General features: G+C 37.9%; 22 protein-coding genes. 17 read left to right on the top strand and 5 right to left on the bottom strand.

Annotated features, from left to right (window positions below):
* From IEV09_RS04430 to IEV09_RS04405, 6 genes are all read left to right on the top strand, one after another.
* On the top strand, positions 1-1188 hold the full coding sequence (locus tag IEV09_RS04430; protein WP_188367069.1) for a glycoside hydrolase family 88 protein: 1188 nt from the start codon (positions 1-3) through the stop codon (positions 1186-1188).
* A gap of 24 nt (positions 1189-1212) precedes the next feature.
* On the top strand, positions 1213-1713 hold the full coding sequence (locus tag IEV09_RS04425; protein ID WP_188367068.1) for a PTS sugar transporter subunit IIB: 501 nt from the start codon (positions 1213-1215) through the stop codon (positions 1711-1713).
* Positions 1714-1725: 12 nt separating this feature from the next.
* Entirely contained in the window at positions 1726-2553 is an 828-nt protein-coding gene (locus IEV09_RS04420) for a PTS mannose/fructose/sorbose/N-acetylgalactosamine transporter subunit IIC (RefSeq protein ID WP_188367067.1), read from the top strand.
* Positions 2543-3358, top strand: coding sequence for a PTS system mannose/fructose/sorbose family transporter subunit IID (locus tag IEV09_RS04415; RefSeq protein WP_188367066.1), 816 nt, complete (start codon positions 2543-2545; stop codon positions 3356-3358). The genes IEV09_RS04420 and IEV09_RS04415 overlap by 11 nt, the downstream gene beginning before the upstream one ends.
* Before the next feature lie 62 nt (positions 3359-3420).
* Complete coding sequence (locus tag IEV09_RS04410; protein WP_188367065.1) at positions 3421-5316, top strand: heparinase II/III domain-containing protein; 1896 nt, start codon at positions 3421-3423, stop codon at positions 5314-5316.
* Between the two features lie 10 nt (positions 5317-5326).
* The gene (locus IEV09_RS04405) at positions 5327-5770 is read left to right on the top strand and encodes a PTS sugar transporter subunit IIA domain-containing protein (RefSeq protein WP_188367064.1); all 444 of its coding nucleotides are present in this window, start codon (positions 5327-5329) and stop codon (positions 5768-5770) included.
* A gap of 286 nt (positions 5771-6056) precedes the next feature.
* On the opposite strand, the gene IEV09_RS04400 is transcribed toward IEV09_RS04405, so the two are convergent.
* Positions 6057-6536, bottom strand: a complete 480-nt coding sequence (locus IEV09_RS04400; RefSeq protein ID WP_188367063.1) for a GNAT family N-acetyltransferase — start codon at positions 6534-6536, stop codon at positions 6057-6059.
* 152 nt (positions 6537-6688) lie between these two features.
* Between IEV09_RS04400 and IEV09_RS04395 the strand changes: the two genes are divergently transcribed.
* From IEV09_RS04395 to IEV09_RS04385, 3 genes are all read left to right on the top strand, one after another.
* On the top strand, positions 6689-8455 hold the full coding sequence (locus IEV09_RS04395; RefSeq protein WP_188367062.1) for a glycerophosphoryl diester phosphodiesterase membrane domain-containing protein: 1767 nt from the start codon (positions 6689-6691) through the stop codon (positions 8453-8455).
* Positions 8456-8603: 148 nt separating this feature from the next.
* Positions 8604-10280 carry a formate--tetrahydrofolate ligase gene (locus IEV09_RS04390; protein WP_188367061.1) on the top strand — a complete coding sequence of 559 codons (1677 nt, stop codon included), beginning with the start codon at positions 8604-8606 and terminating at the stop codon, positions 10278-10280.
* Positions 10281-10295: 15 nt separating this feature from the next.
* Positions 10296-11027: a class I SAM-dependent methyltransferase gene (locus tag IEV09_RS04385; RefSeq protein WP_188367060.1), complete on the top strand. Its 732-nt coding sequence runs from the start codon at positions 10296-10298 to the stop codon at positions 11025-11027.
* A 60-nt stretch (positions 11028-11087) separates the two neighbouring features.
* Here the strand turns inward: IEV09_RS04385 and IEV09_RS04380 are convergent, their stop codons facing one another.
* A complete protein-coding gene (locus tag IEV09_RS04380) occupies positions 11088-11561 on the bottom strand; it encodes a YehR family lipoprotein (RefSeq protein ID WP_188367059.1) in 474 nt (157 codons plus the stop codon).
* A 172-nt stretch (positions 11562-11733) separates the two neighbouring features.
* Between IEV09_RS04380 and IEV09_RS04375 the strand changes: the two genes are divergently transcribed.
* From IEV09_RS04375 to IEV09_RS12840, 4 genes are all read left to right on the top strand, one after another.
* Positions 11734-12405: an SGNH/GDSL hydrolase family protein gene (locus IEV09_RS04375; RefSeq protein ID WP_188367058.1), complete on the top strand. Its 672-nt coding sequence runs from the start codon at positions 11734-11736 to the stop codon at positions 12403-12405.
* A complete protein-coding gene (locus IEV09_RS04370) occupies positions 12380-12811 on the top strand; it encodes a GNAT family N-acetyltransferase (RefSeq protein WP_188367057.1) in 432 nt (143 codons plus the stop codon). The genes IEV09_RS04375 and IEV09_RS04370 overlap by 26 nt, the downstream gene beginning before the upstream one ends.
* 102 nt (positions 12812-12913) lie before the next feature.
* Positions 12914-14674: a DNA helicase RecQ gene (gene recQ / locus IEV09_RS04365; protein ID WP_245329617.1), complete on the top strand. Its 1761-nt coding sequence runs from the start codon at positions 12914-12916 to the stop codon at positions 14672-14674.
* Positions 14675-14734: 60 nt separating this feature from the next.
* Positions 14735-14872, top strand: a complete 138-nt coding sequence (locus tag IEV09_RS12840) for a Beta-galactosidase C-terminal domain (protein WP_188367056.1) — start codon at positions 14735-14737, stop codon at positions 14870-14872.
* Positions 14873-14948: 76 nt separating this feature from the next.
* Here IEV09_RS12840 and IEV09_RS04355 read toward each other — a convergent pair whose 3' ends face one another.
* Positions 14949-15500 carry a beta-class carbonic anhydrase gene (locus tag IEV09_RS04355; RefSeq protein WP_188367055.1) on the bottom strand — a complete coding sequence of 184 codons (552 nt, stop codon included), beginning with the start codon at positions 15498-15500 and terminating at the stop codon, positions 14949-14951.
* Positions 15501-15518: 18 nt separating this feature from the next.
* A complete protein-coding gene (locus IEV09_RS04350; protein WP_188367054.1) occupies positions 15519-16199 on the bottom strand; it encodes a YoaK family protein in 681 nt (226 codons plus the stop codon).
* 232 nt (positions 16200-16431) lie between these two features.
* On the opposite strand from IEV09_RS04350, the gene IEV09_RS04345 reads away from it, so the two are divergent.
* Both IEV09_RS04345 and IEV09_RS04340 read left to right on the top strand, forming a co-directional pair.
* The gene (locus IEV09_RS04345) at positions 16432-18915 is read left to right on the top strand and encodes a vitamin B12-dependent ribonucleotide reductase (protein WP_188367053.1); all 2484 of its coding nucleotides are present in this window, start codon (positions 16432-16434) and stop codon (positions 18913-18915) included.
* 13 nt (positions 18916-18928) lie between these two features.
* A complete protein-coding gene (locus IEV09_RS04340; RefSeq protein WP_188367052.1) occupies positions 18929-19495 on the top strand; it encodes a cob(I)yrinic acid a,c-diamide adenosyltransferase in 567 nt (188 codons plus the stop codon).
* Between the two features lie 90 nt (positions 19496-19585).
* On the opposite strand, the gene IEV09_RS04335 is transcribed toward IEV09_RS04340, so the two are convergent.
* Entirely contained in the window at positions 19586-19981 is a 396-nt protein-coding gene (locus tag IEV09_RS04335; RefSeq protein WP_188367051.1) for a hypothetical protein, read from the bottom strand.
* A 287-nt stretch (positions 19982-20268) separates the two neighbouring features.
* On the opposite strand from IEV09_RS04335, the gene IEV09_RS04330 reads away from it, so the two are divergent.
* The gene (locus tag IEV09_RS04330) at positions 20269-20781 is read left to right on the top strand and encodes an RNA polymerase sigma factor (protein ID WP_188367050.1); all 513 of its coding nucleotides are present in this window, start codon (positions 20269-20271) and stop codon (positions 20779-20781) included.
* Complete coding sequence (locus IEV09_RS04325; RefSeq protein WP_188367049.1) at positions 20781-21848, top strand: hypothetical protein; 1068 nt, start codon at positions 20781-20783, stop codon at positions 21846-21848. The genes IEV09_RS04330 and IEV09_RS04325 overlap by 1 nt, the downstream gene beginning before the upstream one ends.
* The last annotated feature ends 145 nt before the right edge of the window (positions 21849-21993 follow it).

Below are 21993 nucleotides of genomic sequence, written 5' to 3'. Positions count from 1 at the left end.
ATGAATAAATTAAATATTGAAAATATTGAAAATAGCCACAGATTCATGAACAATGGTTTTTTAACAAAAGAGAAAATTGAACAAGCGATTGAAATTGCGATAAAAAAAATAGATCATAACATGAGCCGTTTAGGTGAACGATTTCCATCGACGAATACTATCAATCACAGTTACGATACGATAGAAAATATCGAATGGACTACGGGATTTTGGACAGGGATGTTATGGCTTGCTTATGAGTATACGAAAGATGAAAAATATAAAAAGTTAGCAGACAAACACGTTGATAGTTTTTTACATCGAATTGAAAACAACATTGAAGTTGATCACCATGATTTAGGTTTTCTCTATTCACCATCTTGTGTAGCAGGGTATAGACTTACTGGCAATTTAAAAGCACGCCAAGCAGCTTTGCTTGCAGCGGATAAGTTAATGACACGTTATCAAAAAAAGGGTGATTTTATCCAAGCGTGGGGTGAGCTAGGAGCCACAGATAATTATCGCTTAATCGTGGATTGTTTGTTAAATATTCCACTTCTTTATTGGGCTTCATCAGAAACAGGAGACCAACGATATAGCGAAGTGGCAGATAGACATTATCATACAACAATTTCATATGCTGTTCGCGAAGATTCATCCGCTTTTCATACTTTTTATTTTGATCCAGAAACAGGTAAACCAGTTGGTGGTCGAACAAGACAAGGGTATTCCGATGATTCTAGTTGGGCAAGAGGACAAAGTTGGTTAATGTATGGGATTGCATTAAATTATGCATATAAACCAAAAGAAGAAGATTTCCTAAATTATGAAGCAGTAACGAATTATTTCTTAAATCGACTACCTCAAGATTTTATTTGCTACTGGGATCTAATTTTTGATGATCAATCACAACAATCAAGAGATTCGTCGGCTGCTGCAATTGCTGTTTGTGGAATGAGTTTGATGAATAAGTATTTACCAGAAACATTTGATAAAAAACAATTGTATGCGCATTCACAACACAGTATCTTAGAAAGTTTGATTGATAATTATACCGAACAATTGAGTCAAGGGACGGTCTCTCTGATAAACCATGGTGTTTATTCATGGCACAGTGGGAAAGGTGTCGATGAAGGCAATATTTGGGGCGACTATTACTATTTAGAAGCGCTTATTCGATTTTATAAAGATTGGGAAATGTATTGGTAGAAATACCAGAAAGGAAGAATAATAATGGAGACAAAACCAAATGTAAAGATGATCCGTATCGATGAACGCTTAATTCACGGTCAAGGACAATTATGGATTAAAAGCTTAGGGGTTAATTTAGTAATTTGTGCTAATGATAAAGTTTCATCTGATGGCATGCAACAAAGTTTAATGAAATCAGTTGTCCCTCAGGATGTTGGTTTACGCTTTTGGAATATTGAAAGAACTGCAAAAGTTATATGGAAAGCTGCAGATACGCAATCTATTTTTGTTGTTGTTTCTTCACCAAAAGATGTTTTAGCCTTAGCTGAACAAGGATTTCCTGTCAAAGAAATAAATGTTGGGAATATACATGCAAAAACGGGTAAAGAAAAAGTATCTCAATTTATTTATCTTGGCGAGGAAGACAAATTGGCACTACGGACATTACGGGACAAATATGGATGTACTTTTAATACAAAAACATCACCTGTCTCAAATGATGGAGCACAGTCACTAGATAATTTAGAAAAAATTTTGAAATAGGGAGAAAAGAAGATGGATATTTCAATGACTCAGGCACTACTCATTGCCTTAATCACAGGATTTTGTTATGCAGGTCAATTATTAGGGATTTATACTAACCGAGCACTAATTATGTCGTTTTTTGTAGGAGTTGTACTAAATGATATTCCTACAGCTTTAACAATGGGAGCAATTGCCGAGCTTGCATATATGGGATTCGGTGTTGGTGCAGGCGGTACGGTACCTCCCAATCCAGTGGGACCAGGGATTGTTGGAACAATTATGGCAATAACGATGAAAGATCAAGGCGTAACACCGGAATCAGCTTTAGCACTATCATTTCCATTTGCTGTACTTTTCCAATTAGTGACAACCGCTTTATATACGATGTTTTCAGGAACAACGAAGAATGCACAAAAATTAATTCAAGAAGGAAAGTTTAAAAAATTCAATCTCTTAGCAAATTCTACGTTTATCAGTTTTTTAGTTACAGGATTTGTAATCGGTTTCTTCGCAGCGGTTTCTAGACCTGCATTACAAAGTTTTGTGGAAGCTCTTCCTGAGTGGTTGATTAAAGGATTCTCTGTTGCAGGGGGGCTGATTCCAGCAATTGGATTCGCTATGATTATGTCTGTTATGTTGGAGAAAAAATTAACACCGTATGCTTTGTTAGGATATATTTGTGCAGCGTATTTACAATTACCAACGATGGCTATCGCTTTAGTTGGAACCGTTTTCTCGATGATTGTTTACTACGGAAAAGAAGAGGGGCCAGCAGGTTCACCTAATTTAGCATCGGCTAAAACTTCTTATAACGATTTATCCAATATTGATGAGGAGGATTTTTCTGATGGAATCTAAAAATTTGAAATTAACTCAAAAAGACTATATAGGTGCGGCGCTTCGATCCTATTTATTACAAAATTCATTTAACTACAACTCTTATCAAGGAATTGGTTATTTATACAGTATTATGCCGGGATTACAAAAAATATATGCAGATGATCAAGAACAATTGAAAGAAAAAGCTCTGGCTAATATTGAATTTTATAATGTTAACCCACACATGGCACCGTTTGTAACGAGTATGCAGTTAGCAATGTATGATCATGGAGAAGATATTGAAGATGCGCGCAGTATTAAGATGGCTTTAATGGGTCCTTTATCTGGTATTGGTGACTCTATCGCTCAATTTGGAATCGCACCATTATTTTCCACAATTTTTGCTGGACTAGCTATGGATGGAATGGGTTTTGCTCCAATGGGCTTTTGGACATCAATGTTAGTTTCGATGTTTATTATTAAGATATCAATGGGGTATTTAGGTTTTAAATTGGGTACAAGTATTATCGATACACTGAGTACAAAAATCAGTAAAATTTCTGCAGCTGCAAACATTGTTGGGGTAACAGTTATTGCTGGATTAGCGACTACTTTTGTAAAGGCCAATATTCCTATTCAATATGTATCACAAATGGCTGATGGCACAGAGCAAGTAGTGGCATTGCAAGAAATTTTGGATAAAATTATGCCTAAGTTACTCTCGGTTGTTATTACAATTATTGTTTATTATCTAATCAAGAAACGTAACTGGACAACGTACCGCTTACTTGCATTATTGTTCACCATTGGAATTTTAGGCTCAGTTTTGGGTGTTTTAGGCTAAAAATATAACGAGACTTTCGTTTATTAGTAATAGGGAAGCCTCTTTTTTGAAAGGAAAGCCAAATGAATTTTGAAAAAATAGCTCAATATAATTACTTGTTTTTCGAAAATCAAGTGATAGAACAAGAGGTCAATAAAAATAATTCTTTTTTCGAAACAATTTTAAATCGCGGTGAATTCTTAAAAGAAGGGAAAATTATTTTTGATGATCCAATGGATATGGAAGCTGTCAGAACTCCTTATGATTTATGTTTAGCACATTTGCTGGAAAGTCCCAATGGTGATCCAGAATGGTGCTATATGGTCAGTCGTAATGGCTATTTGGTTGATTTAGGGATTTTGTTTGCCTATACAAAAGACGAAGTGTATTTTGAACTTTGGAAAAAATTACTCTTTACCTTTATTGACTGGCAAGAAAAAAGCCCGCATGTTTGGAGAAGTTTAGATGTGGGACTTAGACTAAATAATTGGATGAAGAGTTTTGTCTATTTTTCAGATTTAGAACATCGATTATCAGCCAATGAAAAAAAACAATTGAAAGAAGCTGTTTTAAAACAGATTATTTTTTTGAAAGATCATTTCCCAACAAAAAATTATTTGAGTAATTGGGGCGTTTTAGCGGTGACAGGAATTTTGGCAACGTCACAACTATTACCTGGATTGGTTTCGTCTGAGGTTGAAAAGTGGGGCTGGACAACCTTGACAGAGGCGTTTAAGCTTCAGTTTTTTGATGATGGTATTCATTGGGAGCAAAGTCCGTTATATCATCATCAAGTTTTAATGTGTGCTTGGCAACTATGGTTAAACAGTATTTACTTGGCACTACCATTTTCACAAGAAATAGAGCATATCTTGCGAAGAGGCATTCAATCTAGTATCTATTATTGCGATCAAAAATATTATTTATTACCCTTGCATGATAGTGATGCGGTTGATTTTACATATGTGTATAATCTTTACAGTTTATCGGGATTTTTAGAAATAGAGATTGAACAAAATCCAGGGGTTTTCTATGTTGGTAACAAGATTAAGAGACAAAAAAGAAAGCCATTACCATCACTGTTTAGAACGGGAGAGAGCGGTTTCTTAGCTTATAAAGATTCAAATGTCTATTTAACCTTATTTAATGGTCGACATGGAAGTGGTCATGGACATGCATCTTTAGGTTCATTGACTTTTACTTATCAAGGGAACACAATAATTACCGACCCAGGACGGTATACTTATCAAGAGAAGAGTTTGAGAGTCCACTTAAAAGAAGAATTCAGTCATAGTTCACTAATAATTGATGAAATACCACTTACTAGAATAACTTCCTCTTGGACGTACGAATCGATGGCTGAACCCTTGTATCACAGAAGTATTGAGAATAAAGAGCAAGTGATTTTTGAAGTGGGGTGGAAAGGACGATTCAATGGTAAGTTAGTTATTTTCAAGCGGAAAATTATTTATTTTAAATTGTTTACCGTTCTGATAATAGTTAATACGAGTGAATGTATAGGAGACCATTTCTTGACTACTCGCTACCAGTTAGATGAAAAAATAATTCCAGAGTTGGATGGAAGAGGCATTTATTTAACAGGAAGCCCTTTTGTTTTGCAGCATAGTACTGAAAGCATGCCTTCAATTAACGATAAAATAGGTTCAAAAAAATACAATGAGAAAAATTCATACAAAGAACTGACTTTTCAGCAAAAATTTCAGGATGAGTTATTATCATATGAATACCTCTATCCGAAGGGGAAAATATTAATAGAAAAAATTGATTGTTATCAAAATAATCAAACAAATTTTTGTCCAGATATTTTTTATTTTGGACTAAGACTGACTCATTTGGCGGGAAAGTATTCCAATGAATACTATCACAGTGCTAGAGATACATATTTAGGGGATAAACTATACTTAAGTGAGTGCGGTAGATTATTGTACGGAAAAGATAAATTATATGTAAAAAGATAGGAGAAAAAGAATGATTGGATTTATTATTACAGGGCATGGTAGTTATTCTCCCGGAATGTTGGGAGCGATGGAAATGATTACGGGGGTACAAGAAAAAGTAATCGTGGTTCCATTTTTACAAGATATGACATTAGAAGAATATTCTCGAGAAATGACATCGGGAATTTCTACATTAAAGCAAGATGGGCTTGAAATCATTATTTTTGCTGATCTTTTAGGAGGCACACCGTTTAAGACATCCGTGGTCAGCGCAAATGAGTACACAGGTGTCGAAGTAGTCTCAGGCACAAACCTACCAATGCTAATTGAAGGTTCTATGCTTCGCTTAGGGATGACTTGCGCGAGAGAGCTAGTTGATACATTATTACAAACTGGACAAGAGGGAATTCAATACTTAGATTTGACTGTCAGATTAAATGAAGAGGTATGTGGAGTAGTTGAAAATGGTATTTAGGAAGGCTTGACGCAAGAGAAAATATTAAGACGTTCAACCTGATTAATTTAGATTTTTTCAACAAGGTTACTTAAATATCATTGAAGAATCCTTCTTAATTTTTTGTTTACTTATTTTTCATAAAATGGTTTGAATCTGAACACAAATAATTCATATTTTACGTCTATTATATAGACATACCAACAAACAACCCTTAAATACTTTTTCATTTTATTTACCTCTTCCAAGTAAATAAACTCCCAAAAAAACAACCGTTGAACGACTTTCGTTTAGCGGTTGTTTTTGTTTATTCTTTTTGTCGGATGTAAAGATGACAGTCAAAATCAGAGATATATTGTGTTTGTTTAAAGTTCAAGTTGTAAAGTAATTGTTGACTACTGGGATTGTTTTTAGGGACTAGGCAAATAATATTAAGTGTTGGATAGCGTTTTTCTAGGTAAGGGAGAAAAGTTAGGAGCGCTTCTTGCATGTAACCTTGTCTTTGAAACTCTGGCAAGGTCGCAAACGAAAGGGCAAATGATTGATTGCGATAGGTCACTGTAATATCACCGATTAAGGTTTGGTTTTCTTTGAGTACGATAGCAATTTGAATGTATTTTTCAATTGGTGTGTCGCTCGTTTCAGACATAAAAAGGTCCAATTCATCAAATAGTGTCGTTTCTTGATTTGGATGCGGCTCGATTGTCGATGTATGATGTGCATGTAAGTGGCTATAATCTTGTAGTTGAAAGGGGCGGAGTATTAAACGTGTTGTTTGAAGCAACATAGCGGTTCATCCTTCCTTCAATTTGCTTTAAGCGTAGCACAGAGTTCATCAAAAAACGAACGATAGGCTAAAGCACAAGCGAGAAATTTTCGTATAAATAGACAATTATTGTTATAATAACGAAGAGAGTATTAGAAGGAGGATGATTACGAATGATCGAGCAATTGAAACAAAGTATGTATCAAATTCACAAAAATTTGAAATTGTATTTAGAAAGTGTCTTCTTTTTGCGCATGTTACGAGTCCTGATTGCTTTGCCCTTGTTGTCTTATTTATTCTTACAAATTTTAAACGTAACCGGCCTTTCGAGTATTACCGAAAATACCATTTTTGAAGTTCTCCGTCACCCAGTGGCGTTGGTTGTTTTGTTAGTGCTTGGTTTGACGAGTATCTTTTTTATCTACTATGAGCAGGCCTATTATTTTATGCTGGCTCACTTGCAAGACACACAAGAACCGTATCGATTAAAAACGATTATTCAAAAGTTGAATAACAAAGCACGCTATATTATCAACATTCAAAGTGTCGTGTTTTTAATTTACTTTATCTTAATTTTACCGATCGCATCAATTGGTATGAGTCCCGGTTTAGCAAGTAATTTGTATATCCCACACTTTATTACCGATGAATTACTAAAATTTAATGGCGGTTGGCTGATTTATTTCGGTGTCTTTGCTCTAATTATTTATTTAAGTTTACGTCTGATTTTTGTTGTCCCATATTTTGTGGTCGAAAAAGAAGCAACGATTTTACAGGCAGTTAAAAAAAGTTGGCAGCATACACGTAAAAAAAGTATCACTAATATCCTTTATTTGGGAATTATCGTAGGTCTATATGCGTTGGCTATCGGAACATTGACGGGTGTATTGTTAATTCCGTTGATGATTATTGAACGTATTTTACCTGTAGCAGCACCCGTTGTAGCAGGAATCACGCTGACATTTTTACAAATCGTTCTCTTTTTTTCTTTTGGTTTATTACAAGGGGTGTTCGCCAATGTCTTATATCGGCTAGCTTATAATCGTACGGGAGCACCATCGGCGATTAAACGTGACACGAAAAGTTTTTTCTTTCGACCATGGTCAAAAATCCTTTACCCGATTCTAGCGATTGTTTTTATTAGTACGGTTGTGGGAAACACGGTCTCGTTAACAAAAATTTTATATCAACCAACGACGCAAATCATTGCCCATCGTGGCTATATGGCAGAAGGGGTTGAAAATACGATTGGTTCCTTGCGAGCAGCGAAAACGGCCAAGGCTGATTTTGTCGAAATGGATATTCAGCAAACGAAAGACCAGCAATTTGTGGTGATTCATGATGCCAATCTTGGACGCTTAGCCAATCGACCAGAACGAATCCAAGACTTAACGTTGGCACAATTACAAGAAATTCAAGTGTCAGCCGGCGGGCATAGCGATTTTATTCCTTCTTTTGAAGACTATTTAGCGGTAGCCAAAGAAATCGATATGAAGCTCGTCGTCGAATTGAAATTACACGGCGATGAATCAGACGATATGGAAGAAAAATTTGTCGAAATCTTACAAAAAGCCGATGTAACGAAAGAATATATCGTTCAATCACTAGATGAAACAACGGTTGCACGGGTGAAAGAACTTGACCCTGAGATCAAAACGGGCTATCTAGTAGCCCTGAATATTGGTAATTTACCAAAAACGTCAGCTGATATGGTTGTCATTGAGGAATTTTCACTGAATCAACGTCTAATGGAGCAAGCGCGCGATCAGGGCAAGGGAATTATGGTTTGGACAGTCAATCAAGAAAACTTAGTCCGCCGTGCATTTGGTTTGAATGTCGATGGGATTATTACCAATGAACCAAGTAAAGCTTTTGCGATTCGCGAAACATTCGATCAAGAGCGTACGTTAGCGCAACGAGTTCAAGAATTACTGGAATAAACGCTAAAAGTCGGATGATAAATCGATATTAGGTATAAACAATCGTATTTAAATGAGAATGTTTGCCATTTCAGCAAAAAAGACTTGAAATAGCGATTGTTTTCGATTAATACTAGACGTAACAATAACAAAAGGGAGTTTGATTGAAGTGGCTTTTTTATCGGATATTGAAATTGCATTACAAACAACAATGAAACCGATTCAAGAAATTGTAGAAGATTTAGGATTAACAGATGAAAGCTATGATTTATATGGCAAGTACAAAGCGAAGTTAAATGTTCGCGAATTGGATCAATTGGCGGAGCGACCAAATGGAAAATTAATTTTAGTGACAGCCATTACACCGACACCAGCAGGCGAAGGAAAAACAACGACTTCTGTTGGACTCGCGGATGGGTTATCTGCGATTGGTAAAAAGGCGATGTTAGCCTTAAGAGAGCCGTCGTTAGGTCCGGTTTTTGGGATGAAAGGTGGCGCTGCAGGTGGTGGTTATGCGCAAGTTGTTCCGATGGAAGACATTAACTTGCACTTTACCGGTGATTTCCATGCGATTAGTGCAGCTAATAATTTATTAGCTGCGTTACTAGATAATCATATTCATCATGGGAATGCGTTACAGATCGATTCACGTCGCATTACTTGGAAGCGTGTTGTCGACATGAATGACCGTCAATTGCGCCATATCGTCAATGGGTTACAAGGCAAAGCTAATGGTGTGCCACGTGAAGATGGTTTTGATATTACCGTTGCATCTGAAATGATGGCGATTTTATGTTTATCCAATAGTTTGACGGATTTAAAAGAAAAACTAGCGAAAATTATTGTCGGCTATAATCTTAATGCTCAGCCTGTGACAGCCGGTGATTTAAAAGCGACGGGTGCATTAGCAGCTTTATTAAAAGATGCGATTCATCCAAACGTTGTGCAAACATTGGAGCATACGCCTGCCTTGATTCATGGAGGCCCGTTTGCCAACATTGCGCACGGTTGTAACAGTGTCTTAGCAACGAAAATGGCGTTAAAATATGCCGATTACTGTGTGACAGAAGCCGGATTTGGTGGCGACTTAGGGGCGGAAAAGTTCATCGATATTAAGTGTCGTATGGCCGAATTACAACCGGATGCCGTTGTTTTAGTCGCAACGATTCGCGCCTTAAAAATGCATGGAGGCGTAGCAAAGAGCGAACTTGGAGCCGAAAATATTGAAGCAGTACTTGCAGGTTTACCGAATTTAGAGCGCCATTTAAGCAATATGCAAGAGACATTTGGCTTGCCAGTTGTCGTAGCAATCAACCAATTTCCGACCGATACACAGGCAGAATTAGATGCTGTCCAAGCCGCTTGTCAAGCACGTGGTGTCGATGTTGTCATTTCAGAAGTTTGGGAAAAAGGTGGCGCAGGTGGAGTTGCTCTAGCAGAAAAAGTGGTCGAGCTAGCTGAAAGAGAAAATCATTTCCAATTTGCCTATGATTTAGAAGATACAATTGAAGAAAAACTCAATAAAATCGTTCAAAAAGTTTACGGTGGAGAAAAAGCCGTATTAACACCTGCTGCTCGTTTTGAAATGAAAGAATTAGAGCGTCTTGGTTTTGGAAACTATCCTATTTGTATGGCGAAAACGCAATATTCATTTTCTGATAACCCAACGTTAATCGGAGCACCAACGGATTTTGACGTGACAATTCGCCAATTAAAAGTGTCGGCCGGAGCCGGTTTTATTGTCGCTTTAACGGGTGCAATGATGACCATGCCAGGCTTGCCAAAAGTTCCAGCGGCAGAAGGCATTGATGTCGATGAATTTGGTACGATTACGGGTTTATTCTAAAAAGGAGTGTGGCAATTGACACAAAATGTCTATAACAATCCAACTTTTTTCGAACAGTATGCGCAAATGTCACGTTCAAAACTCGGTCTAGCCGGAGCGGGTGAGTGGGACAACTTACAAAAAATCTTACCGTCATTAACCGATAAAAAAGTCTTAGATTTAGGTTGTGGCTACGGTTGGCATGCACGATATTTCCGAGAAAAAGGGGCATCGTCTGTTCTGGCGATTGATTCATCTGAGAAAATGTTGACCGTTGCTCGTGAACAAACAACCGATGATAAAATCACTTATCTGTGCCAATCCATTGATGCATTAGATACGCTAACAGAAACATTTGATTTGATTTTTAGTTCGTTGGTCTTCCATTATATTGAGGATTTCCAAGGATTAGTCAAGCAAATGACGCGCTTATTAAATCCTGGTGGGCAATTGATTTTTACCGTCGAACATCCAATCTTTACCGCGGATGGCCGTCAAGATTGGATTTATACAGAAAACGGCGAAATTGATCATTTTCCAGTTGATCGCTATTACGAAGAAGGTGTGCGTGAAGTCTCGTTTCTTGGCACCAAGATGACGAAATACCATCGGACATTGACGACCTATTTGAGCACGTTACTACAAAATAAATTGGAATTAACCCACGTGATAGAACCAATTCCACCAGTAGAAATGCTCGATTTACCAGGTATGAAAGAAGAAAGCCGCCGACCAATGATGTTGATTATTTCGGCAACCAAAAAATAAATAAACACACAAAAAAGACACCCAAATGGAAAATTTGGGTGTCTTTTGTCGATTAGTATGTCATTCTTTCTCGATAAATCCATTTTCTAAGAGCATTTCTTCCGAGCGTTTTAGACTGATTCCGTTAGAAACATCTCCTTCAAAAGTCATACCAGGGATATTGCGTATTGCTTCAATATCAACAACTAAATAATCAACTTCGACCACTTCGATAAATTGATTTTCTTGATAGTCGATGGTTTCTGTTAAGCCTTCATAGCCTTGATATTGTTCAACAATCGGGTCAAGAATTGCTTTGGCTTCTTCTTGGGTTGTGACTCCTAGGCTTGAATAAGGCATAGTATTCGTCGTTTTTTGATGAATCACTTTATCCCCTTCGTAAGTGTAGATCATCTCAGTAGTCATTTCAGGTGACTCGTTGATAAATGTTTTGGATTGTGGTTTGGCATCGGAACCTGGACTACAGGCAGTAAATAAGACCAAAAGAACAAAAAATAATAGACTAAAAAATCCTTTTTTAATTGGCTGTTTCATGAGAATCGCCTCGCTTTCATACCGTAAATGTATAATGATGTCGAAGGATTCGTCAATTTTATTGCTTGAAAAAAAGGGAACAAATGGCGTTAAATTAGGATTGCCTCTGTTTTTTTATCAGATGTATCGGTATAATGGAGGAAACGTTTACTGTGAAAGGAAGAATGTACTCATGCTCATTGAAAAAGAAACAAAAGTTCTTTTTATCGGAGATTCTGTCACGGATGTGAATCGAAATTATCAAAGTACTCCAGGCAATTTTGATAGTCTTGGCGAAGGCTATGTCTCAATGATTTCGCAAGCTTTAACGGCGGTGTATCCAGAATACGTCATCAAGGTGATTAATAAAGGCATCAGTGGCAACCGCGTGACCGATTTAGCGCAGCGTTGGCAGAGGGATGTCCTTGATTTAGCCCCTGATTATGTGGCAATTTTAATCGGAATCAACGATGTTTGGCGCTTTTTTGACAGTGCGTTTCAACATCCGACTGATCTAGTCACTCTCGATGTATTCGAACAAACGTATCAAACCTTAATCGATCAAACAAAAGAAAAAGTCAAAGGGATTTTTTTACTGAGTCCTTTTATGTTTGAAAAGAGTTCAGACGATCCGATGCTGCAGCAATTAAAGAAATACCAAGCGGTAGTCAAACGACTAGCTGAAAAGAATCAATTGCCTTATTTTGATTTACAAGCAGTAGTGGATGACTACTTAACGCAACAATCAAGTTATCTATTATCGGATGATCGGGTGCATCCAAATAAAAATGGGCATTTCTTAATTGCCAATGCCATACTAAAAGAAATGGGGTTTCAATTTGGAAAAGAATCAAGTAACCTTTGAGTCAATTGAAGTAGAAGAATTACGTAGCGTGTTAGAAGGGATTTTTGACGCACAAAACGAAGCAGCAGGTATTGAAAAAATCGAGGATGAAATGATTGCTATCGCAGCCGTTTATCAAGGGAAAATAGCCGGAGGATTAATTGCGAAACAAACGTATGAATCGATTTACATCAATTTATTAGCCGTAGATGAGGGTTACCGTGAACAACGAATTGGTAGCCAACTTATGCAAAAAATTGAAGAAATCGCGCGACAACGTGAGATGATTCATTTAACGTTAACAACAAAAAGCTATCAAGCACTTGAATTTTATCAAAAAAATGGGTATGAAATTTTTGGTTCATTAGAAGACATGCCGATGCGTGGTGTCACGAAGTATTATTTACACAAACGTTTAAAAGCGTAACGATTCTCTAAAAAATGAAACAAGCAATCAAAGTTTTGGTATACTAAGACCATCACTTTGATTGCTTGTTTTTGTCGAAGTCAAAGGAATGAGATTGAGGAGATGAATCTAATTAATACAAAGCAACAACTTTTAGCAGAAAAATTTGGTTACTCCGAGTTTCGTCCGGGGCAAGAAACCATTATCGATGCGATTTTAAACGGTGAGAATGTGTTAGGAATCATGCCAACAGGCGGAGGGAAATCGGTTTGTTACCAACTACCGTCACTCATGTTGGAAGGTTTGACCCTTGTGATCTCGCCGCTAATTTCACTAATGAAAGACCAAGTCGATCAATTGAATGAAATGGGGATACCAGCGACTTATATTAATAGTACGTTGTCACAAGAAGAAACCAATCAACGTTTTCGCCAAGTGGGGCAAGGGGAAGTCAAACTTCTTTACGTTGCACCTGAACGTTTAACGAGTTTTGATTTTCAAGAATTATTACGCTACGTGCCGCTTAGTTTATTGGCAGTCGATGAAGCCCACTGTATTTCACAATGGGGACATGATTTTCGTCCAAGTTATTTAAGTGTCGCTGAAACGATTCAACAATTCGACCAAAAACCACCCATCGTGGCACTAACGGCAACCGCAACACCTCAAGTTGCAGAAGACATTCGCAAACGACTAGGCATTCCCATGGAAAACGAAGTCAAGACAGGTTTTGCTCGTAAAAACTTATCTTTTCAAGTTGTTAAAAACCAAAAGGATGTTTACTTACTTGAGTATTTACGTCTAAACAAAGACCAAGCAGGCATTATTTATGCGAGTACTCGTAAAGAAGTCGAACGCATTTATCAATTATTAACCCATCATAAAATCAAAGCCGGTCGCTACCATGCAGGTTTAAGTGAAGTCGATCGTTCGAGCAATCAAGAAGCCTTCTTGTACGACCAAATCGCTGTGATTGTCGCAACCAATGCTTTTGGAATGGGAATTAATAAAAGTAACGTTCGTTTCGTCATCCATGCGCAAATGCCGGGTAACATTGAATCGTATTACCAAGAAGCCGGTCGTGCTGGACGAGACGGTTTGCCGAGTGAAGCAATTTTGATGTACGGTGCACAAGATATTCAAATTCAAAAATTCTTTATCGAACAATCGGAATCCGACATCACTTATCGTCAAAGTGAACATATGAAATTACAAGAAATGAATCAATACGCCCATACACAAATGTGTTTACAGCAGTATATTTTGCGTTATTTTGGCGAAGAAAATACCAGCGAATGTGGGCAATGTAGCAACTGTTTGGATGATCGTGAGGTCGTTGAAATTACGGTTGAAACACAAAAAGTCTTATCATGCGTTAAACGAATGGGTGAGCGCTTTGGTAAATCACTAGTCATTAAAGTACTCTGCGGATCGAATGACCAGAAAGTCAAACAGTGGCGTTTTGAGCAATTACCGACACACGGCTTGATGAAAGATTGGACCCAAAAAGATTTGGGTGGACTGATTGACTATTTAACAGCCGAAGGTTACTTAACCCCTTCAGAAGGACAATTTCCAACCTTGTCTGTTTCAAATAAAGGCGTTCAAGTCCTATTAGGTAAAGAAATAGTCTCACGCAAACAAAACGTCGTCAAACAAATTGTCGCTGACGATGAATTGTTCGAGAAACTACGCAACTTACGATTAGAGATTGCGCGTGAACAAGGCATGCCACCGTACGTTATTTTTTCAGACCAAACCTTAAAAGAATTAGCCGAGAAACAACCACAAAACTCGCTGGCATTCTTAGACATTAAAGGTGTTGGACAAAATAAATTAGAAAAATACGGTGAAGCGTTTTTGGCTGTATTGAAACAGGACTAACAATGTTCAAAAACAGTACAATAATTTATACGTAGTCTGATAAGTTTTATCATTTTCGTGATGAATTTCTCTGAGACGACAAAGGAAATTCAAGTATCTGACACAAGTATCGATTTAATTACGAATACTGAAAAAGAGCAACACCTACAATTAAGACCATATGAAGTGTTACTTTTAAAGTTAAACAAAAATAATTAAGCAAAGTATAATGACCCTCAAAAGTTCGACCTAAGAAGTCCAACTTTTGAGGGTCATTGTATTTGAATACCAGTTCTTATTTCACAACTCGTAATTTCCCAGTATTTGGATTAATCACAAATCCGCGAACTTCGACGTCTTTTGAGATGAGTGGATGATTAATGATGGCATCCACCGTTTTTGCCACGGATTCTTCCACATTATCAAATCCTTCTAACCAGCGAGCAGTATCAAACTTGTCCGAGTCAAATGTTTCAAAGGCTTCTTTTGAGATGCCGCGTTCTTTCATTTTTTCAATTAAAGGTGAATTATCAACATGGCTCATACCGCAATCATCGTGTCCAATTACCATTACTTGTTTAATATCAAAGGCATAAATCGAAACGACGAGACTACGAATGGTTGATCCGACAGGACTTGTAATCATTCCGCCCGCATTTTTAATGGTTTTAGCATCACCATTCTTAATACCAAGCGCGGCCGGTAATAATTCGGTTAAGCGACTGTCCATGCAAGTTAGTATCGCTAATTTCTTATTCGGATTGCTATCTGTTTGGTAGGGGAGATACTCCTTATTTTCTACAAAAGCTTCATTATACGATAAAATATCTTTAAAAACTTGTTTCATTTTCTCGTCTCCTTTAAATTAGCGTAGCGTGATAAAGTTTCTTTTCTCAGCACTTCTTAATATTATAATAAAAAGAATCAGTAAAAGTAAAATGATTGAGACCGCACCAAGGAGTGTTTTGGTTGGAATGTTCGGTTGTAGGATACCAGCTAAAAACGCGCCTGAGACCGCAACAATCCAAATCAATAGATCAAGTGCCGGTGATTTCCATGAAGCTTTCTTTTGCAAGAGTTGTGAAAGAGAGGCGCCAAGTGAGTGTAAAACGCCTGAGAAGAACGTTCGACCAATAATTTTATCACCGACTTCAATTTGAATCGCATTTTGCAAACCCATCGCGATGGTCAATGGAAGATGGGTCCACTCATCCGAGAAGGTGAAATGAAGCATCGTATAACTTGTTAAAATTAAGGCTGTTTCAACAATTAAAATACTAATTAATTTGTATTTAGGAAAATGGCTCTTGAGTTGGTCACCTAAAAAAGCACCGAAGACAAAGCCTGAAATAATTAATAAGTAGGGGAGGGCTTGGCGAAAATGACCATCCGCTAAATAAAATGCAAAACGCGTCGAATTACCACTCATAAAAGATAGAAACATGCCACCAATGCTAAATAATCCCAAAATATCAATAAATCCGGATAAGCCACTGAGAAACAGGGCTAATATGATTTTTCGTTTGTAATAAGGTTCTGAATTCATCTTTTATCTGTTCCTTTCGAATAGAAGTAAAGCGTCTCAAACGTTGTTAATGAAGAAAAGCTTGTTTATTTAGTATAACTTTTATCCACTAAAAAAAGCAAAAAGTTATTGAGAATAGTTCTCAATAACAGAATCGGTTTCAAAAGTCAAGATTGAAATACACAATATATGGTGTTAAAATCAATCTATCGGCACTATATGTTGTGCTTAATGATTTTAAGAGGTGTTTTGAATGATAACAATGCAAATCGAAAATTTAAATAAAATTATTCCTGATTTTCCGGGGATTTATCCGATTACAACAGACATGAGACAACAGTTCTCAGGTATTTCACGCTTAATTATGCTCGATCGTTACGCGGCAAAAGATCCGACAGGTGAAACGCTTGTTATTGGAGACTTGGTTGTTTTGACAACCAAGCCTGATCCGCAATATCCGGCACGTGGTTTAGGTCATGTGGTGAATATTGAAGCTGAAACCGTTGAAATCGAAGTCGAAGAAGAATTTCGCAGTGTTTTAGAAGGTGAAGAGGCAAGTAGCGGTCGTGTGATTCGTCCGATAACGGAGATTGAAAAACCGTTGGAACTTTATTATGAACAAATTGCCAAGCGTGTGGCGCATGGAATCGCGAAAGAAGAGCAATCACCGAAAAAATACGCAGCCGCTTTTGATGCGTTCTATGAGCAATTAGTCAATCAAAACTTAATTCCAGCCGGCCGTGTTCTTTATGGCGCAGGCACCGATTCACAAGTGACGTACTTTAACTGCTACGTGATGCCATTTATTCACGATTCGCGTGATGGTTTAGCCAATCACCGTAAAGAAGTCATGGAAATTATGAGTCGTGGTGGCGGTGTCGGAACGAACGGTTCAACGTTACGCCCACGCTCGGCGATCGTCCGTGGGGTGAGCGGTAAATCTTCCGGTTCGGTTTCTTGGTTGAATGATTTAGCCAATTTAACGCATTTAGTCGAACAAGGTGGCAGTCGTCGTGGCGCACAAATGATTATGATGGCCGATTGGCACCCAGATATCTTTGAGTTTATTTTAGCAAAAATGCAAAATCCATCGATTCTACGTCATTTAATCCAGACGACATCCAATGAAACGATTCGTCGTTTAGCACAAGAGAAACTCCAATTTACGCCACTTGATTTTGGCGAAAAAGCGATGCTGGAACATTTAATTGCTTCTGATTTTGCGAAAGATGAAAACAACCAAAAATTTATCGCTGAAGCAAAAGTGAAATTGCAACAAGGTGGTACGTATAGTGTGACTAACAGTGAATTCTTGTCCGGCGCCAATATTTCGGTTTGTTTAACGAAAGACTTCATGGACGCCGTTGAAAAAGATGGCACTTACGCTTTACGTTTCCCAGCAATCGAGCAATACACACCAGAAGAAATGGCTGATTATGACCAAAACTGGGCAGAAATTGGCGACGTCCGCGAGTGGGAAGCAACAGGACGCAGCGTTAAGACGTACCAAGAAATTCAAGCGCGCGAGTTATGGGATTTAATTACGTTTTGTGCGACTTATTCAGCGGAACCAGGGATTTTCTTTATCGACAATGCGAATGAAATGACCAATGCGACAGCTTACGGTCAAAAAGTGGTCGCGACCAACCCGTGTGGCGAGCAGCCTTTAACACCGTATGCGGTATGTAACTTAGCTGCCGTGAATTTAGCGAACATGGTCAATAACGAAACGAAAGCTGTTGATTTTGAAAAGTTAGCTCATGCGGTAGAAACAAGTGTCCGTTTCCAAGACAACGTGATTGACGCGACCCCTTATTTCTTTGATAAAAACGAAAAACAAGCCAAAGGAGAACGTCGTGTCGGACTGGGCGTAATGGGCTTAGCTGATTTACTGATTTATTGTGAAAAAACGTATGGATCGGTCGAAGGTAATGCCCTTGTCGATCAAATTTTCGAAAAAATCGCTGTGACAGCGTACCAAACATCGATTGACTTAGCCAAAGAAAAAGGGAGCTTCCCATTCTTAATCGGTCAAACTGATGCCGAAACACGTGAATTACGTCAAAAATTCATTGATTCAGGCTACATGAAAAAAATGCCAGCTGAAATTCGCGAAGGTATTTTAGAGCACGGGATTCGTAACTCACACTTGTTGACAGTGGCACCAACTGGATCAACGGGAACAATGGCCGGTGTTTCAACCGGACTCGAGCCGTACTTCTCATTCTCTTATTTCCGTAGTGGACGTTTAGGGAAATTTATTGAAGTCAATGCAGCAATCGTTGAAGAGTACTTAGAACGTGAACCAAAAGCGATCAAAGACGCATTACCAGAATTCTTCGTATCGGCAATGGAATTGGCACCGGAAGCTCACGTTGACGTGCAATGCGTCATTCAACGTTGGGTCGATAGTTCGATTTCGAAGACGGTTAACGCACCACGTGGCTATTCGGTACAGCAAGTTGCGAAAATCTACGAAAACTTATATAGCGGAGGCGCAAAAGGTGGCACGGTTTATGTCGATGGCAGCCGTGAATCACAAGTCTTAACCCTTGAAGCAGTTGAAAACGACACCTCAATCGTGTTAGACGAAGAGCAAGAAACAGTTGCTGTTCCCGTTCAGCTAGACGCAATTGAAGTCGAGAAATGTCCGATTTGTTTAGAAGGAACGATCGAAGAAATTGGTGGTTGTAGTACGTGTACGAATTGTAAAGTTCAATTAAGATGTGGCCTATAAGGAGGAACCCCACGTGAAAATCTATACGAAAAGTGGCGATCAAGGTAAAACCAGTATTATTGGCGGTGAGCGTTTAGCGAAGTCTGACCCTCGCGTCCATGCATATGGCAGTTTAGATGAAACGAATGCTTGGATTGGCGAAATTATTTCCCAATTGGCTGACGACCATCTAGCACTCCAAAAAGAACTGTTGCAGTTACAAGTCTTGTTGTTTGATCTAGGCACCGATTTAGCGACACCAGAAGGCGTACGTGACTATATCGTCAATCAACAACACTTACTCGAAGTCGAAAGTCTGATCGATGCTTACGCCAAACAAGTCCCACCAATTGAGAAATTTGTCTTACCAGGTGGTCACTTACTAGCGAGCCATTTTCATATTGCACGCACGGTCACTCGTCGCGCCGAACGTGAAATTACCCAACTCGTCAGCGATGGGATTCCGATTAACCTGCACGCCTTTAAAGTCGTGAATCGCTTGTCCGATTTGTTCTTCGTCCTAGCGCGTTATATGAACTTTGTCTACGATGTCAAAGAACCCTTTTACGAACGAGCAGGAAAAGTCTTTCATAATGATTAAAAGATAAAATACGAACCCCACATTTCTTTTAGCAAGAGATGGGGTTCGTATTTTTTTGTTTCATTTTGTAATGATTGTGGCGTCTTCGATTTAAAGACCGTGCACTGTGATGGTATCATTTAATTCAATGGCTAAATCGCATAATCCGATCAAATTCTCGATTAAATGAATGGTTTTTTCTCGATTCACACGCTCTTTATACCTCTCGGAAGTTTCACAATCATATCCGATAGGTACGTCAAAGTTTTCCGTTGCCAACGTAAATAACTGTTTCCATGCAATGAGTATTTCTTTAAACTTAGGAATATCATTGTCGATAATTGACGGTCCAATGTAATCGAGACCGTTTCTGGTAACATCATCTACCCAAGTAGATTTTATCCAGAAAAAAGTATACTCCATATAATCATATAAAGATGTAGGAAATTGAATGACTTTGTTCGAATCGGTCGAACGACTTAAAGAAAAATCAATACTTGATGACACGTTATCCACCTCATTTTATTTATCTATCGCCAAAATAATCGCTGTTTTCAATGATAATGATAGCGAAAATAGCCATGCAATCAATGATTTTCTCCTAAACGGTTAATAAAACCGAATCCATGTAGTATCAATCGATTGCGTATTCGAATTCGATTTTCGAGAACTTCTGCTTTATTTACCCTTACCAACGAACCAAAAAATAAGATTTAATTTTATAAAATGAAACTTTTCGACTCTTTTCCGTCTCTAATATAATAGGTACTAAAAAATAAAAGGGAGGTTGCAAGTTGTTAAATGATTTACTCTCGATTAAGCGAGCGAAGTCTGGCAGCAATGAAGATTTTGTTCGTTTGATGAAAAAAAACGAAAAATATCTCTACAACATGGCACGGAAATTTTTAAATAATGAAGAAGACATTGCAGATTGTCTACAGGAAACAATGATTGATGCCTTTAAAAATCTCAAAAATTTGAAAAAAGATCGTTACTTTAAAACGTGGCTTTGTCGGATTTTAATTAATAACTGCCATGCGATTTTAGAAAAAAACAACAAACCAATTGATTTCATCGATTGGTTACCGGAAGCCGCGAATCCAAATAGTGAATCATTTGAACTGAGGGAACACTTACTTGCATTGGATGTCAAATACCGTCTTCCGTTGGTGCTTTACTATTATAACGGCTATTCCATCAAGGAAATTAGTCGTATGCTTGATTTACCGATTAATACCACAAAGACACGATTAGCAAGGGCAAAAGCCAAACTAAAAGTACAGCAATCATCGAAAGGAGAAGCGTAATGGGACTATCCGAAGATAAATTGAAAGAAACGATTAGGAAAGAAGAGGCGGTATCAAGTGTCGTACGTCATCGATTGGATGAAACCTATAAAACAATTTTAAACGAACCCTCTTTGGTAAAAAGAAAGCCACGTGTGAGATGTCACTCAATTTACATATTAGTCGCTGTTTTAATGCTATTGGTGATCACTTCGATAACACCGATTGGATTAGCAGCGATGAATTTACTGCGATTTGGTGAATTTACTTCTGAACGTTTGAAGCAAGAAGGTTTCGTAAAGAAAGGACCTTCTGTTGCGATTGATCAAAATATTGAAATAAAATTGCTCGAACATTATGCAGACAGTCAGACGCTAGGCTTGCATTTTTCGATTCATTTACCAAAAAACTCAACATTATTGTCGTCTGATTTAGAAGACTATCACTTGAAATTCTCGATTGAAAATCAAGCCAAACAAACAGTCATTAACTTCAACTCAAAAAATCAGGTCGCTTCAACTGAAATTAATCCGATTCAATCCGTCCAAATCGATTATTCAATTGATCGAGCAACCGGTAAGCTAGAACTCACCTATCGGTTAAATACAAAAGATATGGAAGAATTGCCAGATTTAGACGATGCCACACTGATTGTTGAGAGCATTTCAGCTAATCAGCAACAAGAGTTGAAGCAGGGCGAAAATAAACTCGTAATTGAGCAAGTGAGTGGAAAATGGGAAATCCCCTTGAAACAAACAACGAGTCAATTTCCGCCAATTCCTTTTTATACAACAGAGGATTTAAAAAACACGACACCAAGTGCGCTTGCGTACCCAACATCCTTTGTCGTAACGATTTCCGAGGAATATTTGAAACAAATAGCGCCGAAACCTGGGGATCAATCTTTTCAATTGCAAGTCAATGAACAGGGAAAGAATCAATCTTATTTACCTAAAAAAACTAAATTTAAATACAAAGAGGGTCAAAAATCCCTCGAATTAACATTCGATTACTCAGGCTATGATCAAAGTTCTGAAGTCTTATTTGTTATAGAAGAGAGGGAAAGCATTCCGTTATCGAGTGAATAGCATAATGATTTGGGTGACGGATTCCCACTATGTTGATTCTCGGCTTACTGATGACGTCTTTCGGATGTGGAATATCCGACAATGGAACGAAAATAATATGCCGTCTCCCTTTTATATATGGTAGCTGTACATCTGAATAAGTTAA

It is taken from the genome of Enterococcus alcedinis (assembly GCF_014635985.1).
Classification (GTDB): domain Bacteria; phylum Bacillota; class Bacilli; order Lactobacillales; family Enterococcaceae; genus Enterococcus_I; species Enterococcus_I alcedinis.
This window is presented reverse-complemented; position numbering and strand designations above follow the sequence as displayed.

Bases quoted from the DNA above. Each gene is read 5' to 3' on its own strand.
- IEV09_RS04395 (WP_188367062.1), top strand. From the start codon at position 6,689: ATGATCGAGCAATTGAAACAAAGTATGTATCAAATTCACAAAAATTTG.
- IEV09_RS04325 (WP_188367049.1), top strand. From the start codon at position 20,781: ATGGGACTATCCGAAGATAAATTGAAAGAAACGATTAGGAAAGAAGAG.
- IEV09_RS04405 (WP_188367064.1), top strand. From the start codon at position 5,327: ATGATTGGATTTATTATTACAGGGCATGGTAGTTATTCTCCCGGAATG.
- IEV09_RS04400 (WP_188367063.1), bottom strand. From the start codon at position 6,536: ATGTTGCTTCAAACAACACGTTTAATACTCCGCCCCTTTCAACTACAA.
- IEV09_RS12840 (WP_188367056.1), top strand. From the start codon at position 14,735: ATGAATTTCTCTGAGACGACAAAGGAAATTCAAGTATCTGACACAAGT.
- IEV09_RS04430 (WP_188367069.1), top strand. From the start codon at position 1: ATGAATAAATTAAATATTGAAAATATTGAAAATAGCCACAGATTCATG.
- IEV09_RS04355 (WP_188367055.1), bottom strand. From the start codon at position 15,500: ATGAAACAAGTTTTTAAAGATATTTTATCGTATAATGAAGCTTTTGTA.
- IEV09_RS04350 (WP_188367054.1), bottom strand. From the start codon at position 16,199: ATGAATTCAGAACCTTATTACAAACGAAAAATCATATTAGCCCTGTTT.
- IEV09_RS04410 (WP_188367065.1), top strand. From the start codon at position 3,421: ATGAATTTTGAAAAAATAGCTCAATATAATTACTTGTTTTTCGAAAAT.
- IEV09_RS04420 (WP_188367067.1), top strand. From the start codon at position 1,726: ATGGATATTTCAATGACTCAGGCACTACTCATTGCCTTAATCACAGGA.
- IEV09_RS04380 (WP_188367059.1), bottom strand. From the start codon at position 11,561: ATGAAACAGCCAATTAAAAAAGGATTTTTTAGTCTATTATTTTTTGTT.
- IEV09_RS04425 (WP_188367068.1), top strand. From the start codon at position 1,213: ATGGAGACAAAACCAAATGTAAAGATGATCCGTATCGATGAACGCTTA.
- IEV09_RS04375 (WP_188367058.1), top strand. From the start codon at position 11,734: ATGCTCATTGAAAAAGAAACAAAAGTTCTTTTTATCGGAGATTCTGTC.
- recQ (WP_245329617.1), top strand. From the start codon at position 12,914: ATGAATCTAATTAATACAAAGCAACAACTTTTAGCAGAAAAATTTGGT.
- IEV09_RS04415 (WP_188367066.1), top strand. From the start codon at position 2,543: ATGGAATCTAAAAATTTGAAATTAACTCAAAAAGACTATATAGGTGCG.
- IEV09_RS04345 (WP_188367053.1), top strand. From the start codon at position 16,432: ATGATAACAATGCAAATCGAAAATTTAAATAAAATTATTCCTGATTTT.